General features: G+C 38.1%; 13 protein-coding genes. 3 read left to right on the forward strand and 10 right to left on the reverse strand.

What is annotated here, in order from left to right; all coding sequences use genetic code 11:
* Positions 1-22 precede the first annotated feature (22 nt).
* Positions 23-709, forward strand: a complete 687-nt coding sequence (locus tag CA2015_RS20860) for a LytR/AlgR family response regulator transcription factor (RefSeq protein WP_048643650.1) — start codon at positions 23-25, stop codon at positions 707-709.
* 144 nt (positions 710-853) lie between these two features.
* Here the strand turns inward: CA2015_RS20860 and CA2015_RS20865 are convergent, their stop codons facing one another.
* Positions 854-4,048 (reverse strand): PVC-type heme-binding CxxCH protein, encoded by a 3,195-nt coding sequence (locus tag CA2015_RS20865; RefSeq protein ID WP_048644667.1) that lies wholly within the window; start codon positions 4,046-4,048, stop codon positions 854-856.
* Positions 4,049-4,338: 290 nt separating this feature from the next.
* Between CA2015_RS20865 and CA2015_RS20870 the strand changes: the two genes are divergently transcribed.
* The gene (locus tag CA2015_RS20870; RefSeq protein ID WP_048643651.1) at positions 4,339-5,799 is read left to right on the forward strand and encodes an SLC13 family permease; all 1,461 of its coding nucleotides are present in this window, start codon (positions 4,339-4,341) and stop codon (positions 5,797-5,799) included.
* Between the two features lie 444 nt (positions 5,800-6,243).
* Here CA2015_RS20870 and CA2015_RS20875 read toward each other — a convergent pair whose 3' ends face one another.
* From CA2015_RS20875 to CA2015_RS20905, 7 genes are all read right to left on the reverse strand, one after another.
* Complete coding sequence (locus tag CA2015_RS20875; RefSeq protein ID WP_048643652.1) at positions 6,244-7,455, reverse strand: tetratricopeptide repeat protein; 1,212 nt, start codon at positions 7,453-7,455, stop codon at positions 6,244-6,246.
* A 33-nt stretch (positions 7,456-7,488) separates the two neighbouring features.
* The gene (gyrA, locus tag CA2015_RS20880; protein WP_048643653.1) at positions 7,489-10,035 is read right to left on the reverse strand and encodes a DNA gyrase subunit A; all 2,547 of its coding nucleotides are present in this window, start codon (positions 10,033-10,035) and stop codon (positions 7,489-7,491) included.
* Positions 10,036-10,200: 165 nt separating this feature from the next.
* Positions 10,201-11,205, reverse strand: a complete 1,005-nt coding sequence (locus tag CA2015_RS20885) for a hypothetical protein (protein WP_048643654.1) — start codon at positions 11,203-11,205, stop codon at positions 10,201-10,203.
* Between the two features lie 92 nt (positions 11,206-11,297).
* Positions 11,298-11,810, reverse strand: a complete 513-nt coding sequence (locus tag CA2015_RS20890; protein WP_048643655.1) for a hypothetical protein — start codon at positions 11,808-11,810, stop codon at positions 11,298-11,300.
* 119 nt (positions 11,811-11,929) lie between these two features.
* Entirely contained in the window at positions 11,930-12,583 is a 654-nt protein-coding gene (gene rpe, locus CA2015_RS20895; RefSeq protein WP_048643656.1) for a ribulose-phosphate 3-epimerase, read from the reverse strand.
* 71 nt (positions 12,584-12,654) lie between these two features.
* The gene (locus tag CA2015_RS20900) at positions 12,655-14,292 is read right to left on the reverse strand and encodes a S8 family serine peptidase (RefSeq protein WP_048643657.1); all 1,638 of its coding nucleotides are present in this window, start codon (positions 14,290-14,292) and stop codon (positions 12,655-12,657) included.
* On the reverse strand, positions 14,279-14,968 hold the full coding sequence (locus CA2015_RS20905) for a hypothetical protein (protein WP_048643658.1): 690 nt from the start codon (positions 14,966-14,968) through the stop codon (positions 14,279-14,281). Before CA2015_RS20905 ends, CA2015_RS20900 begins: the two co-directional genes overlap by 14 nt.
* A gap of 52 nt (positions 14,969-15,020) precedes the next feature.
* Between CA2015_RS20905 and CA2015_RS20910 the strand changes: the two genes are divergently transcribed.
* Positions 15,021-15,650, forward strand: coding sequence for a phosphoribosylanthranilate isomerase (locus tag CA2015_RS20910; RefSeq protein ID WP_048643659.1), 630 nt, complete (start codon positions 15,021-15,023; stop codon positions 15,648-15,650).
* A 2-nt stretch (positions 15,651-15,652) separates the two neighbouring features.
* On the opposite strand, the gene trmB is transcribed toward CA2015_RS20910, so the two are convergent.
* Complete coding sequence (gene trmB / locus CA2015_RS20915; RefSeq protein WP_048643660.1) at positions 15,653-16,312, reverse strand: tRNA (guanosine(46)-N7)-methyltransferase TrmB; 660 nt, start codon at positions 16,310-16,312, stop codon at positions 15,653-15,655.
* A gap of 3 nt (positions 16,313-16,315) precedes the next feature.
* Positions 16,316-17,623 (reverse strand): bifunctional folylpolyglutamate synthase/dihydrofolate synthase, encoded by a 1,308-nt coding sequence (locus tag CA2015_RS20920; RefSeq protein ID WP_048643661.1) that lies wholly within the window; start codon positions 17,621-17,623, stop codon positions 16,316-16,318.
* Positions 17,624-17,628 lie beyond the last annotated feature (5 nt).

The raw sequence follows: 17,628 nt of genomic DNA on the forward strand, positions 1-17,628 counted from the left end.
TACTTAGTACAAATTTAACTTTATGTTAAAAGCAATAGCAATTGATGATGAAAGAATGGCTTTGGAGGTAATCAAATCTCATGCCTCCAAGGTTCCTTTTATTACTTTAGAAGCCGTTTTTTCTGATGGAATACAAGGGCTTGAATTCCAAAGCCAACAACCAGTAGACCTTATTTTCCTGGACATCAACATGCCTGATATTTCAGGCATTGACCTGATGGCAATGCTACCAGCATCTACCATGGTCATCTTTACCACCGCTTATTCAGAATACGCGGTAAAAGGTTTTGAACTCAATGCACTAGATTATCTATTAAAGCCATTTCCCTTGAGCCGATTTTTGAAAGCTTGTCAAAAAGCACGGGATTGGAAAGCTTTGCAACCATCAGAAGAACCCGAATTTATTTTTATCAAAACTACCAACAGCCAACAACGTGTAAATTTCACTGAGCTCCTGTATTGTGAAGCCACCGGCAACTACGTGACCCTACAGTTGGAAAATGAAAAAGTAATCAGCAGAATGACCTTGAAAGAACTGGAAAGACTACTTCCCTCCTATTTTATGCGTACCCACAGATCTTTTGTGGTCAACAAAAACCGAATCAATAAGGTAGAACGACATCAGGTACAAGTTGAAGATCATCTTATCCCCGTGAGCTTGTCCCATGCTGATTTTTTGTGCTTCGACAAGCTCAGCAACCCAAAATAATTTTGTCATCCGGACCCTGAGCCTGTCGAAGGGTTCAGCGAAGTCCTTGAAATAAAAAAGGCCAGTCCATAAACGATGGACTGGCCTTTATACTTTTAAAACTAAAATGAAGTTAGGACTTTATAAAGCCTAAACCATATCTAATTACTCTTTTTCCATCGGATGCTCCTGTAACAACTCTGTTGGAGAATAGAATCCTGTTTTGTCCTTGATAGCAGCCCTTACTGCTTTTACCTTGTCAGGACTAATTGCAGACGCCTCATTTCCAAAGCTATTTCTTACATAGGTTATCACTGCTGCAACTTCCTTGTCATTGAGCATTCCTCCATAAGGAGTCATAGGAACCTGTCCTGGATAGTCTTTGCCTAATACTTCTATCGGACCCATCAAGCCATTCAGAACAATTTTTATAAACCTTTCTTCATTGCCATTGACCCATTTGGTACCAGCCAAAGGTGGGAAGCCTGAGGCACTTAGTCCTTTACCATCAGGTTGGTGACAAGTGATACAAAATCCTTCTCTACTATATATGGCTTTACCCATTTGAAACAGTGTCAATTCTTCCCCTTTTAATCTGGAATTTGAAGCCTTCGCTTCCTTAGCTGCTTCCTGGAAAACAACACTTCCGTCAGGGTTGACCACCATATTCTTAACAGACATTCCATTCAAATGAGCCAAAGAAGTTTCAAATGGTTTTTGCATCCAGTCATCTTTAGGATGTTCATTGGCAACCTCTAAAATGGCCAAGCCATCTTCTTTATTAAGCCAAGAAGCAGCAACAATGGCCTCCAACCTTACACGTCCGTGCGGATCAGCAGCAGCTTTTTTAAGTAAGTCTACCTGATCAGGAATCTGATGACCTGTATAGCGCAATATCCTAGCCACAGCGGCTCTCACCCTATGGTCTTCAGAATCCATTAGTTTTTTCAACAAGTCTTGGTCTACTGCATTTAGTCCCCAGCTAACCCATAAACCTTCCAATAGATGATGCTCATACCTTGGATCGTTTTTATCAAGATTAGCCATCCAGGTTTTCATTTTAGACAATACTTCATTTTTGTCTCTACCTCTCAATTCGGTTCTGGTAGCATACCTTGCCCTGAATTCAGGTAATTTCAAATTGTTCAACAAGGTTTCAATTGAAGCGCCATCGATAGTTGGAGGAGTGACAAGTGGTCTAGATGGATAAGTGATTCTATATATCCTTCCATGTACGTGATCTCTTAGTGGATCCCTAGCATTGTGTTGCATGTGACCTACCAATATATTGTGCCAATCCACAAAATAAAGTGAGCCATCAGGTGCAAATTCCATATCTACAGGTCGGAAATTACGATCATCACTTCTGATTAAGTCAACTCTGTGTTCACTGTCGTACCCAGTTCCATCTTCCACCATCCTGTGCATTTTCATCCCTAAAAAGCCAATGGTATTGTTGATCAACAAATCACCTTGTACTTCTTCAGGGAAATGTCTACTCGAGACAAACTCCAAGCCTGAAGTAGGTCTTACCCTATGGGCATCTTCAATCAAGTTTGGTCCTTTGTGATTTCCTTCACCATACCTGGATTTTACAGAACCAGGCATCATCCAACGTACGTCTGGACCGGAAGTCTCAGCGAAGAAATTTTGTCCCCAATCGTCAAAGGCAATTCCCCAAGGATTCGGAATAGGAAGCTGAGCTGTTCTTTCCAGTCTTCTTCTGGCTGGATTATACCTATAAAAGCCTCCATTTGTTGCCCTAACAGGTCCATATGGGGTTTCCACATTGGTATGAAGGAAAACACCTTCGCCCATATACATGGCTCCCGATGGATCAGCTACAAATGCGGAGATATTATGGTGGGTATCATGGTCATCAAAACCGCTTAATAAAATTTCTCTCTTTTCTGCATAGTCATCTCCATCTTCATCTTTCAAAATGATGAAATTAGTGCCTTGTGAAAGGTACACGCCTTCAGGAGTAATTTCCATACCAATAGGAAGATGAAGGCTATCCGCAAAAACAATCTGCTTGTCTGCTTTCCCATCATTATCGGTATCTTCCAGAATAAGGATTTTATCATTTGGTTTGGGATCTCCAGGTTTATAATGAGGATAACTAGGCATTACGGATACCCATAGTCTTCCTTTGGTATCAAAAGTCATCTGAACAGGATTGGCCAGGTCAGGAAACTCCTTTTCTGATGCAAATAATTCAACTTTATAACCTTCCGCTACTTCAAATTTATCTAGTGCGTCCTGACCATAGAGGTATTCCAAATCTCCATTCTTTTCTGGATTATAATTGGTTTCCACCTGTGGCAATTCAATGGTGCTTTTATCAGCTTTAGCCAGATCAAATTGCTCGCCTTTATTGGCTTTCCAGATAGCCTGATCCCTATTGTCCGTCATTTGGCGGATTTTTTTCAATTCAAAAGGATAATTGTCAGGGCCAAATGGATTGTACCTACGACCAAAGACATGTACACCATTTGGTATTTTGTAGTCATTGTGCCACATCCAGTTCTTCTCCTTTACAGCCGCATGGATGGCTGCTCTGTTGTCTTCAGCTACCGCCTGGTCATTACCGAAAATTTTATCAGTGATAAAAGTTGAAAACTTCTTGTAACCATCATCTGTCAATTGAAACCCATCGATGGTAAGGTATTCATCGGCAGAAGAAAACCACGAAGAAGAAGGTTCGAAAGCATCTACAAAAAACACCTGATTCCTTTCTGTAATTTCTTTCATTGCAGTAGTGTACATTTTCAGGTTCTTATTTTCCTTTTCACCATTGGGTAAATCAAAATCTCCACTTAGATTTTCGAAAGCAATAGGCGATACAAGAGCCAATTGTGGCGGTGCTTCCCCATTGTAAATAGTGTTTTTGGTATGCTTGATAAAAGCTTCAAGTTCTTGTTTATACATTTCTAGCCCTTCTTCACCTTCGAAAGACTCATTATAACCAAAAAAGGCAATGATTATATCTGCTTCGTGACGTTTGATCCATTCATCAGGAGTCTCAAAATGCCCTTCACTTCCTGAATTGGTCGCCAATTCATCCTGAAATTCTTCAGCTCCAGGGAAAGCCCAAGGTGAAACTCTACCTGCATGAGGTCTAAAGCCTGGTGTGTCTCCACCATCACTCATGTTCCTTATATATAACAAAGAATCCGGATACCGAACATGCATTTCAGTTTCAAAATATCCATAATTCATCATTCTTGATCCCAGGTTATTACCGATCAAAATGATATGATCACCTTTATTTAAGGTTAATCTTGGGCCATCCTGACCACATTGAAAGGCAAAAAATGCCAGCACCCCTATTAGTAATTGGGTTTTAATTCTATTCATAAATTTAGACTTGGATTGGATCATAGGGTTATATTTTCATTTCTAACACGCTAGTAATGATTATTTACGTCAATTGACAATTGGCCAATCTCAATATTAGTAATTTTTTTCATTTTTTTTTAACAATTGTACATAAACATCTTGAAACTGCTTTAATCAGTAAGAAAGGTATATAAAAGGTTATTTATAAAATCTGGAACACAAAAATTATATACTCCCGACAACCATTACTGTTAAGAAAGCTTTCGTATTCGCTCAATTTTAATTAATCTTAAGTTTTATTTGAATTTATGCGTACACAAAAAATAGGTCTATTCTTAGGCCCCATCGTTTTTCTTGGTTTATATTTCGGCATTTCTCCTGAAGGATTGTCCTCCGAAGGTGTTTCCTTATTGGCTGTTACTTTTTGGATAGCTATTTGGTGGATCACTGAAGCCATTCCTATTGCTGCCACCGCCTTACTTCCTTTGGTTCTCTTTCCACTAACCGGTGTCATGGATTTGAAATCTACCTCTATACCCTATTCAGATCCTATGGTTTTATTGTATATGGGTGGATTTATGATCGCAGTAAGCATTGAAAAATGGAATCTTCACAAACGCATTGCACTAAAGATCATTTCATACCTTGGCACTGACCTAAAGCGTATAATTCTAGGTTTTATGGTAGCTACAGCATTTCTATCCATGTGGATCTCAAATACTGCTACTTCACTTATGATGTTGCCCATTGCCATAGCAGTAGTCGTTCAAATGTCAAATTCCAACAATGGCATTAAGAAAACGTTAGGTCCATCGCTAATGCTTGGTATAGCCTATAGTGCATCCATTGGAGGGATGGCAACAATAATTGGAACGCCTACCAATATTATTTTGACCGCTGTGGTAAAAAATATTTATGGGGTAGAAATTAGCTTTGGAGAATGGATGCTTGTTGGTCTTCCCATAGCTTCTGCATTGTTAATTATGTGTTGGTACTACCTAGTAAATTATGCCTTTAAATTTCCAAAAACTTTACAGCTGGCCGGTGGAAAAGAGGAGATCAGCCATCAGCTTCAAGCTTTAGGAAGAATGAGCTTACAAGAAAAGAAAGTCATGTGGGTTTTTATTGGGGTAAGTTTCTCCTGGATCACCCGTAGTTTCTTAATCCAGCCCTATATTCCTGTTCTTAATGACACGATTATTGCCTTAATGGGCGTATTGCTTCTATTTGTAATTCCCGCTGGAAATGAGCGAAAAGAACAATTGCTGGATTGGAAAGTGGCTGAAAAAATTCCCTGGGGCATTCTAATTTTATTCGGTGGTGGATTGGCCTTGGCAGAAGGCTTTAAGGATACTGGTCTTGCAAGCTGGATAGGAGAACAATTTGTCTTACTGAAAAATGTGCCTTTTTGGCTGTTCTTATTGATTATTATAGCTGCTGTAAACTTCCTAACAGAAATTACATCTAATGTGGCCACTGCTTCCATGTTGCTGCCTATCCTCTCCGCTGTGGCTTTGGCAATGGGCGTACATCCATTTGGATTAATGATAGGCGCAACCATGGCCGCCTCATGTGCTTTTATGCTTCCTGTAGCTACCCCTCCAAATGCTGTAGTTTTTGGCTCAGGCTATCTTACTATCCCAGTAATGATGAGGGCAGGTTTTTTCCTTAATCTACTTTCCATTGCACTGATACTTCTAGTTACCTTCTTCTACCTTCCTTTTGTATGGGATTTTAATTTGATGAATTTCCCCGCTGAATGGAGATAAAATGACAGAAACTGATGAAGATTAATCAAAAAGGAAGTTTTAAATTAAAGTCAATCTTATTAAACTTATGTCAATAAGTTGTTTTTCAGCATTTTATATTTACTACCCCTAATATGTTCCTTCAGGAATCAAACTAAATCTAATCAAAATTAACAATGGAATAAACAATCCAATTGATAATAACCCAGCCAGTCTTAGCTTTGAGAATGTTGTAGATCACATGTAACAACATCCATATCTTATTAGAGAACAAAGATTACTGACTTTAATATTTGTATAATAGGTTAACACCTACTTATAAGAAGATAAGAGATGGCTTGCTTAGTTTCCATTGAAAAAATTATCGTGGAATAAATACTATTGGCCTACAAGGTTTATAAATAGCAAAAAAAAAAGACCCAGACAATTAGCCTGGATCTTTTCAATTATATGTTCTTTACAATATTACCTTTCCAACCAATTTGGACCAAGTTTATCAGATAATTTCTTGTTGTATTCTTCTGCTTTAGCTTCATTTTTCAACCTGGTATGCACTTGGAATAAAATTTCCATGATATCAGTATTGTCAGGTTTCAAATCAGAAGCTTTGGTAAAGTACGGTAAAGCATCCTCATACAAACCATCTGCTTCTTTTAACATGGAATCAGATTTAGCTTCCCACTCATCATCAGAAAGGTTGTTTACTTCTGTAATAATGTTTCTGGCTTTATCAAGATAAATCGCTCCGGCATAATAGTTACCTTCAAAAAATTCTGGATCAGCTTCAACAGTTTTAATGTATTCTTGCAAAGCACCTTCCATGTCTCCGGATTTTTCTTTCAAGTATCCATATCTCAATCTAATTGCTGGATTATTTGGGTCGGTAACCAAAGCTTTTTCGATTGAAGTCATAGCTTCCTCCATTTTATCCAATTGAAGTAACAATTGAATTTCGAATTCTGCTAAACCTTTGTCATCAGGATACTCTTCTCTAGCTTCCGTCACTACACGGTAAGCTTCTTCCGGGTCATTGTCTTCAGCACTAGCTATTTGTATTAAGAAATAATAAGCATTCAACTTATTATATTCTGGTACATCTAGCAAATTGGTGAAATATTTTTTTGCAGCTTCTGTATTGCCAACCATATTGGCAGTATAGCCAGCATTGAAAACGATGGAAGTATCATTAGGATCAAGGTCAGCTGCCAATGAGAAGAATTCATGAGACAACTCCATATCTTCCTCTTCATATTTTGCAATTGCTTTGTTGAAAGAAGCATTCTTTAACCTATAAACACCTTGTCCCTGAAAGTTGGCAGGCATGTCAGGAAGAACTTCCTTAAATAAGTCTTTACTTACTTTAGAAGTAGAGTCATTGCTCTCCATCTCAAAGGTTTTGGCAAAACTTTCTTGTGCTTGTCGCCCTAAAGCTACAGTGCTTTCCGTATTGGAAGAATCAGATTCAAACATCTGTGTTTCTATTTTACCTTTGATAAAATAAGTTTCAGATTGTGCTCCCGTTTCCTCATCCGCTAAAGCGGATTTTATTTCGGTGTATGCTTCCTCGAGATTTCCTCTACTAAAGTTTTTTTCAGCAGATTTAACTACCTTTTTCTGGCCAAAGGCAACAGTTGAGGCGATGCCCACCAAAGCCAACGATAAAATTAACTTTTTCATGTTACTAGTGCGGTTCTTTATTGGTTTCAATTACTATTCGTTTTTAGGATTTTCTTTATTGTCCTCCGTCTGATCATTTTCAGGATCTATCGGAGTGTCTGTTTCTTCTGTGGTATTTTCTGGTTCGTCTCCTTCAAGGTTTTCGATTTTCTCAACTGATGAAATTTCGTCAGTTTCATTTAATCTGATTAACCTTACACCTTGGGTAGCTCGACCCATTACTCTGATTCCCTCAGCTGGAGTTCGAATGGTAATACCAGAACGGTTGATAATCATCAAATCATCAGTATCAACCACTTCTTTAATTGCGACTAATCCACCGGTTTTCTCGGTAATATTCATCGCTTTCACTCCTTTTCCACCTCTATTGGTGATCCTGTATTCAGACAAGTAAGAACGTTTACCATACCCTTTGTCTGTTACGACAAGTAGGGTGGCATCTTCTCTTTGAACACAAACCATGCCAATAACGTGATTTTCGTCTCCGCCAAGGTTAATGGCTTTAACTCCAGTAGCTGTTCGCCCCATAGGTCTAACAGTGGATTCATGGAAATGAACTGCCCTACCAGAGCTTGACGCGATTACGATGTTGGCATCTCCATTGGTCAATTCTACATTCAAGAGTTGGTCATCTTCTCTGATATTCAAGGCAATGATACCATTTGTTCTTGGTCTAGAGTATTGCTCCAAGGTGGTTTTCTTGATGATGCCTTTTTTAGTCACCATCACGATATTGTTGTTATTGATATAGTCTATATCTCCCAGGTCTTTGACCTGAATAATAGACCTAATACGGTCACTACTTTCAATATTAATGAGATTTTGGATAGGTCTGCCTTTGGATGTTTTACTACCTTCAGGAATGGCGTAAGTTTTAAGCCAGAATAATTTACCTTGATCAGTAAAGATCAACAAATAGTTATGCGTTAAGGCAGTAAATAGATAGACGGTATAATCATCCTCCTTGGTACTAACTCCTCTTGAACCTACTCCTCCTCTACTTTGCGATTTGTACTCTGTAAGTACAGTTCTCTTAATATATCCCTGATTGGAAACGGTAATTACCACTTCCTCATTAGGAATCATGTCCTCATAGTTGAAATCTTCAGCATTATGCTCGATAGTTGTTCTTCTATCGTCATTGTAGCGGGTTTTTATTTCTTGCAATTCGTCCTTAATGATTTGCATTCTTCTGTCCTTATCTGCAAGAATATCTTTTAATTCTTCGATAAGTTTCATCAGCTCATCATATTCCTGCTGAATCTTGGCCCTTTCCATGCCAGTAAGACGTTGCAGCCTCATGTCAAGAATTGCTCTTGCCTGTATTTCGGTCAGATCAAATTTCTCCATCAAACCATTTCTGGCTGTTTCCGGATCTCTTGAATCTCGAATTAATTGGATAACTGCATCAATATTATCCAAAGCAACCAGATATCCTTCAAGGATATGGGCTCTTTTCTCCGCTTCTCTTAGTTCATACTCTGTTCTTCTGACCACCACTTCATGCCTATGGTTCACATAGTGCAGAATAAGGTCTTTCAGGTTCAATGTATAAGGTCTGCCCTTAACCAGGGCCACATTGTTAACACTAAAGGAAGTTTGAAGTTGTGTATGCTTGTAAAGGTTATTAAGCACTACATTTGGAACGGCATCTTTTTTCAGCTCATATACAATGCGCATACCTTGCCTATCAGATTCATCCCTAATGGCAGAAATTCCATCAATTTTCTTCTCATTTATCAATTGAGCTGTTTTCTCAACCATGGAAGCTTTGTTGACTTGGTAAGGAATTTCATTGATAATGATCATTTCCTTTCCTGAGGACTTGGTCTCAATGGTAGCTTTACCTCTAAGAATGACTCTTCCTCTTCCTGTTTCGAAGGCGGCTTTAACCCCATTGTATCCATAAATGATACCTCCTGTTGGAAAATCAGGAGCCACAATGTGCTCCATTAATTCCGGAATGGTAATGTCATTGTTATCAATGTAGGCATGAATCCCATCAATGACCTCACCTAAGTTGTGAGGAGCCATATTGGTAGCCATACCTACTGCTATACCAGAAGCACCGTTAAGTAGCAAGGCCGGTATTTTAGCAGGTAAAACAATAGGTTCCTTTAAGGTATCATCAAAATTTAACTGAAAGTCGACGGTTTCCTTATTGATATCTGTCAACAATTCTTCAGCAATCCTTCTCAACCTGGCTTCTGTATACCTCATGGCTGCAGGGTTATCACCATCAATTGATCCAAAGTTTCCTTGTGGATCTACCAATGGATACCGCAATGACCATGTTTGAGCCATTCTAACCAAAGTTTCATAGACAGCCGAATCACCATGTGGATGGTATTTACCCAATACTTCCCCAACTATTCTGGCAGATTTTTTATAAGGCTTGTTGTGGGAAACCCCCAATTCCTGCATTCCATAAAGGATTCTGCGGTGTACAGGCTTTAAACCGTCTCTTACGTCCGGCAATGCCCTGGAAACAATTACCGACATCGAATAATCGATGTAAGCTCCACGCATTTCGTCCTCAATATTAATCGGGATGATGTTCTCGTTTTCTCCTTGAGCCATATTTAAATTTTCTCGCTTATAACCTGCAAGATAGCAAAAAGTAAAGGTTTAGAAAAATATTATATTTCTTACAATTCAATAATTAGGTATCCTTTTTATATTCATGGAGTTAATTTTTAATTTTACAGGAATTTATTTGGAAAAGAAGCCTAAAAAACCCTAAAATCAGTTGCCATTCCACTGCCCTACTTTTCTATTCTGCCTTTTCCAAATAGAACTACCTCGGTATTCAACTCCATTATGTAAATGCTTCATTACTACCTTACAACCTGCTATTTTACATCTTTTTGAGCCTGGAAGACTCATAGACACTCCTACCTGTAGAGTGTATAAGGTTTGCTCAATGGTCTGGACCTCTATAGGGTTCGCCATATTATACTCATAGGGTCTAAACTCTGCAGAGGGTTTGATAAAAAATTTAGAATATTCTGATAAATCTCTTTCAACTCTAAATCCCACTCCATAATACCCTGTATTTGCAGAAATATTCGGATCTAAAGATTTCTTTAATTTCATTGAGCCAAACTCTCCCTCTACCACCACTCTCCAGGGATAATGCATTCTAGCCCTTTGTTTCAGTTGGTTTTGAATGGATAGGTTGGTCTCTGAATATTTTCTATACCTCCATCTCAAAAAAGCATTTCTTTTATTGGCATCCCAAAGTACCAAACCTACTGTTCCATAAAGTTTATCATAGGTATAGCGTTCTTCTTCCAATGTAAATGTATAGCTATTCCCTTCTCCATTGAATTTATCAAACTTACCCCATTCTCTTCCATAACCTGCACCTACAATAATTAAATCAAATAATTTCAACCGAACCCCCAGATTTACAGGATAGGCGAAATTTGAGTTTTTAAACTGGATCGTGTCCATTTCGGAAATATCTGCAGCTTGATTTGTACTCAGGTCTGTGATCGGATAGTTTTCAGGCATTTCACTATTGAAATTAAGCCGGTGTGCATGGTAACTTGAACCGGTGGCTATCTCAAATGAAAAATTACTCACTGCATTCCTAAACGCGTTCCCTACTTCACTATCGCTTTTTTTGCTCTTAATTTTCCTGTCAATACCAAAAATATCCTCTTGTGCCTTACTTTGATAAGTAATACTTAACATTAGGACTGCAAACAGACAGGTCAAACACGCCAATCGCTTCTTCAATTCCATATTTTGGATAGTCTTTTATTTATTAACGCAATAAAACAAAAAAACCCTCAAATTATGAGGGTTTTTTTTCTTAACTCTTAAGAAATCAGCTATTAACCATTATCAGAAGCACTTTCGTCTTCATCTGGAGTTCTTTTTTCTTTTAACTCAGCCATTAAGCTATCTACTTTTTCTTTGACCTCAGGATTTGCTTTCATTGCCTTGTTTACCTTATTGTAAGTAGCAATTCCTAAAACGTCATCATTTTTGATTAGGCCGATTTTCAATTCTCTAACTTCTGTGCTCAATGAACCCATAAATTCCAAAATTTCTTCGTAAGCTGCTTTTTCATCATCTGTGATTTCAATTTCAGCAAGCTTGGCTTCATCGTCCCATGCGGCTTTTATTTCATTGTATCGACCAGCGCCATCTATGACCTCATTGTCCTTTATCATGGACACTAACTCTACATTCTTTTGTTCATAAAAAGCCATCACAGAGTCTTCCATTGCAGCAAATTTTGCAATTTCTTCATCAGTAATTTCTTCTGCAGCTTCATCTTGTGCTTGTGCAGTAAAACCTATTAAACCAAAGATTAAAAAGGTCAATCCAAATAATTTTTTCATAATTTTTTCTCAATTTATTAAACGCTATCTACCCTCGAATTAAATCAGAATCAACCAATTTAACAAACAATGGATCAAAAAATATGCTAAAAATTATAGGAAAGGAATAATTATTGAATTTAAACAATAAATTTAAGGTTATTAATTGTTTCTATAGGATTTTCAGAGGAAAACACAAAATTCCCTGCAACCAGAACATTTGCCCCAGCTTCAAAAAGCTTTTTGGCATTGCCAATACTCACACCACCATCAATTTCAATTTTCGCATGGGATCCCGTTTCTACAATCAACTCTCCTAATGCCTGAATCTTTTTGTAAGTGTTTTCTATAAATTCCTGTCCACCAAAACCTGGATTAACAGACATAATTAAAACGGTGTCAACCTCTCTGATGATATCTTGTAAATGCCTGACAGGTGTGTGCGGATTTACGGCTACTCCTGCCTTACAATCCAATGCCTTGATCGCTTGAATCGTTCGGTGTAAATGAGGACAAGCTTCTAGGTGTACCGTAATCTGAGAAGCACCTGCCTTATGAAATGCTTCTAAGTACTTGTCTGGTTCTACAATCATCAAATGTACGTCCAGTGGCTTTTTCGCATGCCTGTTTACAGCCTCTACCACTGGTAGACCAAATGATATATTTGGCACAAAGACACCATCCATGATGTCTACATGAATGTAATCGGCAACAGAATCATTAATCATTTCTACTTCCTTCTGAAGATTAGCAAAATCGGCTGCCAAAATTGAGGGCGCTATTAATGGATTCATAAGGAATGGGGTTTAGGTTAAAATTAATAGTTGATAGATATACAAAAAAAGCGAATTTTAAGGTCAATTCCTTATTTCTTCCACAACTTCACCTTTGTCGCGGACGAATTATCTTGTAATTCAACAAGATATATCCCGGGATTCAATAATTCCATGCTAATGCTGTAAGGGTAATTATTTCCTATCCGCTCTAAATCATGGACTCCTACCACCTTGCCATCGCTTGAGTACAAGCTTAATGTACAATTTGTACTGTCACCAAATTCTATGAGTAACTGATTTTCAATCAAAGGATTGGGATAGATTCGGGCAATATTAACCTTTTCTGGATCTTTTTCCTTGTCAATTATACCAAACATCGCTCTAGTGAAATCCGGAATTCCATAGCCTAGTTCATTGTCAGGTTCATTGTATTGAGAACCACTAAATATTAATTGATCTCTTAATTCTTTACTTGTCCATTCAGGGTTGGCTTCTCTTAAGCCTGCCGCCAAAGCAGCGATTTGTGGAGCTGAAAAAGAAGTCCCACTAGAATTACTTGTTCCTTGTTCTTGTCGCCATAAAGTAACACTTGTTCCATAGGCAACCAACTCTGGCTTTATCCTGTCATCGGTACTAGGCCCCACAGAACTAAAGCCCGCTTTTTTATAATCACTGTTTACAGCCCCTACAGCTATAATACCATTAGCATCCGCTGGTACGGTGATCGTCTTCCAGCTAATGTTTCCTTCATTTCCAGCACTACTGACCACTATAATCCCTTTCTCTGCAGCCATATTGGCTCCTTTAGTGATTACAGCTGTTTGACCATCCAAATCCTCCTTGCTGTAATTCATTTCGGAGTCATCAAAAAAATTATACCCTAGCGAACTGTTAATTATATCTACTCCAAGGCTATCCGCAAATTCGGCAGCTCTGACCCAATTGTATTCCTCAATCCTATATTCTGAATCCACATCCTCTGTGATGCATAAAATATAATCAGCACCATATGCACCAGCGATGAGTTGCTCAGGATCATAAGCAGCCATCAGGGATAAAGTACCCGTCCCATGTGTATCTGACCGATAAACAGAGCCGGAACCAGGCAATACAAAATCTCTGGTAGCCAATATACCTGTTCCTTTAAATAAATGATCAAAGGCTGGGATTTTGTCTGCATTTAAAAAACCAGCATCAAAAATAGCAACCACTACCCCATCTCCAGTGTACCCAGCATCATGCATATCTGAAATACCTATGAGGCTGTTTTGAAATGTGAAGTTGGCACTTCCTTTGGCTTTCTTAGAACGCTTTTTCTTTCTTTTTAATTGGTACCCTTTGGTACTATTTTCCAATTGACTTGGCCCACCTTTGGCTACCAGTACAATTTCACTCACAAAATCAAAGGAGGCAATATCTTTTATTTCCTCTGAAGAGGCCTGGACAATGGACGCATTGAGCCATTTTGAATGATAAATAAAATTATTAACATATGGTCTGATGGACTCTATGTACTTTTCTGAAACAGGAAAATCAGTACTGTCAAGGGAAATTTGGTCCCTACTTCTTCGGTTGAGCGATTTTTGGGAAAGCAATTTTTCAGGCTGATCCAAGCTATAGGTGGTATCAGCTTTGTATTTGTAATGAATGGCATACCTGTCTTGAGCAATTACATTGGCTGCAATTAAACAAAACACAAAAGCTATTGCAGCACTATAATTTACCATAGTTTATAAGCCTCAAATGAGTAAAACGCCCTTCCTGAATAATTTGTTCACCTAAACAATCATTTCTTGAGCAATAACGAAATACTTCATAATAACTTTCAACCAGGCCAATATTATTTGCATATACCTCGTACCTGTTGTCCCTGATGGTAATTAGATCATCTTCTTCATTGATTCTAACCTTTACTGCATCTGGGAAAGCAAATTGATCCAATATATAGCTCCCGGTACTCTCAACGAAAAAACTTTCTTCTACTTCGTTATTTAATGCATTTCCATTCCAGCTAAAATCCTGACTTAATGGATAAACAAGCAATATTTTTTGCTGGTTATTGTAATTTTTAATGATGCGGTTATTACTAAGGGTAAGCGTATAAACCTGTTCATTTTCCCAGGCATTTCTATCTGTAGATTTTTTCCTATGAACCAGATAAACCAGTTCTTTGGCATCATTCAGGTAGAAGTCAGCTATTTCATCTCTGAAAAAATAATTTTCTGTCTCAAAATCTTCTTCTCCGAAATAGATCGTCTCATCAACACTGTAATCCCAGTAATTCCCAATAAGCAAGGGGTAATAAGTTGAAGTAATCAATTCAGGATCTTCCCGCTCTTCTGCACAGCTACCCATAAAAATAAGGAGAGGTAGCAGCCAATACCTTTTATTAAAAATTTTCATTTTCTATCTTTGAATTCAATTGAAAATTACGCAAATAATCCACTAAAATAAAATGGCTTTAAAAACTTTTGTAAAGATAAGTAATGTCAACAACTTGAGCGATGCTCGCTATTGTTCTGGAATGTATGTAAACCTTATGGGTTTCTCCCTTGAAAAGGACAATGAATATTATGTCAACCCAACAGCTTTTAAAGAAATTACAGATTGGCTATCAGGCTTGGAATATGTTGCTGAATTCTCAAATAGTCATCCCGCTCAAATTTTAGAAACTTTGGCACAATACGAAGGGTTTTCTTTTATCCAAATAGAAGAACGCCTTCACCTTCCTATGCTTAAAAATACCAGTTATGCTTTAATTTATAAATATACCTTAACAAATGAGGATGAACTGGATGAGCTTCTTGACTATGCCATTACCCTAAAAGAAAACAATGTAATGCTTAATCTTGAGGCAGAATCAGCAATGGAAATCACCCCTGTGGTCCAAGAAAAGATCAAAAATATAGCTGCAAAATGTGAGCTACTACTTGGTTTTGGGTTTGATGACAAAAACATTGAGCAGTTATTAGACAGTACACCTTTGAAAGGTATAAGTATGAAAGCCGGGCATGAAATCAGGCCAGGAATAAAGGATTTTGATGAGTTGGCAGATATTTTGGAAACTCTCGAATTGGAGGGATAGCATTATTTAAAACCAAACTCAATGTACTTGATGGTCTCCCCTTTCTCCATAAACATTTTCTCGTAACGAGTCATGATGCCGTGGTGATTTTCTTTCCATTCTGACATGTAAAAGTCCCTGGTGTTTTTGAAAATGACTATGTCCTCTCTGCTATTCAAAAGCTCAAAAGTATATTCATATAAACCAGTATTGTCCGTTTTGAAATGAACATGGCCTCCCGGGGTCATGATTTTTTTATACATTTCCAAAAATTTCGGTGCGGTAAGCCTTTTTCTCTCATCCCTATCTTTTGGCCTGGGATCAGGAAAGGTAATCCATAGTTCGTCAATTTCATCTACTTCGAAAGAAGCCTCAATCAGTTCTATCTGAGTCCTCAAAAAGGCCACATTTTTCAAACCTTCGGCAATGGCTATACTACTGCCTTTCCAGATTCTACCTCCTTTGATATCTACTCCTACATAATTTTTTTCAGGCTCAACCCTGGCCTGACCTACCGTAAATTCCCCACGGCCACAGGCCAACTCAACCACCAAAGGTGCTTCATTTTGAAACTGAACAGCTTTCCAATTCCCCTTGATTTTTTCAAAGATTTCTTTGCCAGGCTGAATCACATTGGTGTTTTCTTCGATTTGCCTGAACCGTTCAAGTTTATTTCTTCCCATTTTCTATAAATCGTTTATTTCTGCAACCACAAAGGTGCTTCCTCCAATAAAAATTAGATCTTCTGGTTTTGCTTTTCCTCTAGCATAAGCCAATGCTGCATTGACCTCTGTTACCACCGTTCCTTTTAAACCAAAACCAGCAGCTAGGTTTTTAAGCGCTTCTGCAGGCATTGATCGAGGTTGATCGGCTTCGCAAAATACATACCTTGCCTCTTTCGGTAATTTTTCAAAAACTTTATCATGGGCTTTGTCTTTAACCATTCCGAGGACCATATAAAGTTGCTGATCATTTTTCAATGTCAATAATTGTGCAACAATGTCTTGGATCCCATCTATATTATGACCTGTATCACAGATCGTTAATGGATTTGTGGACAAGGTTTGCCATCTTCCTTTTAATCCCGTATTGGCGACAATGTTGGCCAAGCCAGCAAACAGCTGTTTTTGATCAATGAGCAAACCCTGTGATTTCAAAATGTTTATGGAAGCCAATATACCTGGCAAGTTTTTGGATTGATAATTTCCTAACAGATCCAAATGTACTTTTTTAATATAGGAAGAAGTCCCTTCAATCTCATAAACTACCCGATTTTTCCCATCTGAATCCTCGCTGTATCCATTGAACCGGGCATGAATAGATTGATCAGCAAAGGTGATAGGAGCTACTTTTTCCAATGCTTTATTCTGAAATACTTCTGTGGTAGCGGCCTGACTTTGTCCAATTATTACGGGAACCTTTTCTTTAATTATCCCTGCTTTCTCAAATGCAATTTTGTCAAGGCTATCACCTAGAAACTGTTCATGATCAAATCCAATATTGGTAATGATGCTCAAAATGGGATTTATGACATTGGTACTATCGAACCTTCCTCCCATTCCGGTTTCAATCACTGCATAATCAATGCCCATCCTGGCAAAATAATCAAAAGAAAGTGCTACAGTCATTTCAAAAAAACTAGGCTTCAATTCCAACAAATAGACTTTATGGGCCTTTACGAAATTTACGATCTCACTTTCAGGTATTTCTATACCATTTATTTTTATCCTTTCCCTAAATGATTTTAGATGTGGTGAAGTATATAAACCCGTAACATACCTCGCTTCTTGCAAAACGGAAGCCAAGGCATGAGCTGTACTTCCTTTACCATTGGTACCTGCTATATGAATGCTTTTGAATTTATTTTGAGGATTGCCAAGGTGTGCACAAAGCTTTAAGGTATTGCTGAGGTCTTTTTTAAAAGCAGAAGCACCAACACGCTGAAACATAGGAAGAGCCTGGAACAAAAATTCCAGAGAGGACTGATAGTTCATTGAAG

This window comes from Cyclobacterium amurskyense, assembly GCF_001050135.1.
GTDB classification, from domain to species: Bacteria; Bacteroidota; Bacteroidia; order Cytophagales; family Cyclobacteriaceae; genus Cyclobacterium; species Cyclobacterium amurskyense.

Bases quoted from the DNA above. Each gene is read 5' to 3' on its own strand.
- CA2015_RS20885 (WP_048643654.1), bottom strand. From the start codon at position 11,205: ATGGAATTGAAGAAGCGATTGGCGTGTTTGACCTGTCTGTTTGCAGTC.
- CA2015_RS20860 (WP_048643650.1), top strand. From the start codon at position 23: ATGTTAAAAGCAATAGCAATTGATGATGAAAGAATGGCTTTGGAGGTA.
- CA2015_RS20910 (WP_048643659.1), top strand. From the start codon at position 15,021: ATGGCTTTAAAAACTTTTGTAAAGATAAGTAATGTCAACAACTTGAGC.
- CA2015_RS20920 (WP_048643661.1), bottom strand. From the start codon at position 17,623: ATGAACTATCAGTCCTCTCTGGAATTTTTGTTCCAGGCTCTTCCTATG.
- CA2015_RS20870 (WP_048643651.1), top strand. From the start codon at position 4,339: ATGCGTACACAAAAAATAGGTCTATTCTTAGGCCCCATCGTTTTTCTT.
- gyrA (WP_048643653.1), bottom strand. From the start codon at position 10,035: ATGGCTCAAGGAGAAAACGAGAACATCATCCCGATTAATATTGAGGAC.
- CA2015_RS20865 (WP_048644667.1), bottom strand. From the start codon at position 4,048: ATGAATAGAATTAAAACCCAATTACTAATAGGGGTGCTGGCATTTTTT.
- CA2015_RS20905 (WP_048643658.1), bottom strand. From the start codon at position 14,968: ATGAAAATTTTTAATAAAAGGTATTGGCTGCTACCTCTCCTTATTTTT.
- CA2015_RS20890 (WP_048643655.1), bottom strand. From the start codon at position 11,810: ATGAAAAAATTATTTGGATTGACCTTTTTAATCTTTGGTTTAATAGGT.
- rpe (WP_048643656.1), bottom strand. From the start codon at position 12,583: ATGAATCCATTAATAGCGCCCTCAATTTTGGCAGCCGATTTTGCTAAT.
- CA2015_RS20875 (WP_048643652.1), bottom strand. From the start codon at position 7,455: ATGAAAAAGTTAATTTTATCGTTGGCTTTGGTGGGCATCGCCTCAACT.
- CA2015_RS20900 (WP_048643657.1), bottom strand. From the start codon at position 14,292: ATGGTAAATTATAGTGCTGCAATAGCTTTTGTGTTTTGTTTAATTGCA.
- trmB (WP_048643660.1), bottom strand. From the start codon at position 16,312: ATGGGAAGAAATAAACTTGAACGGTTCAGGCAAATCGAAGAAAACACC.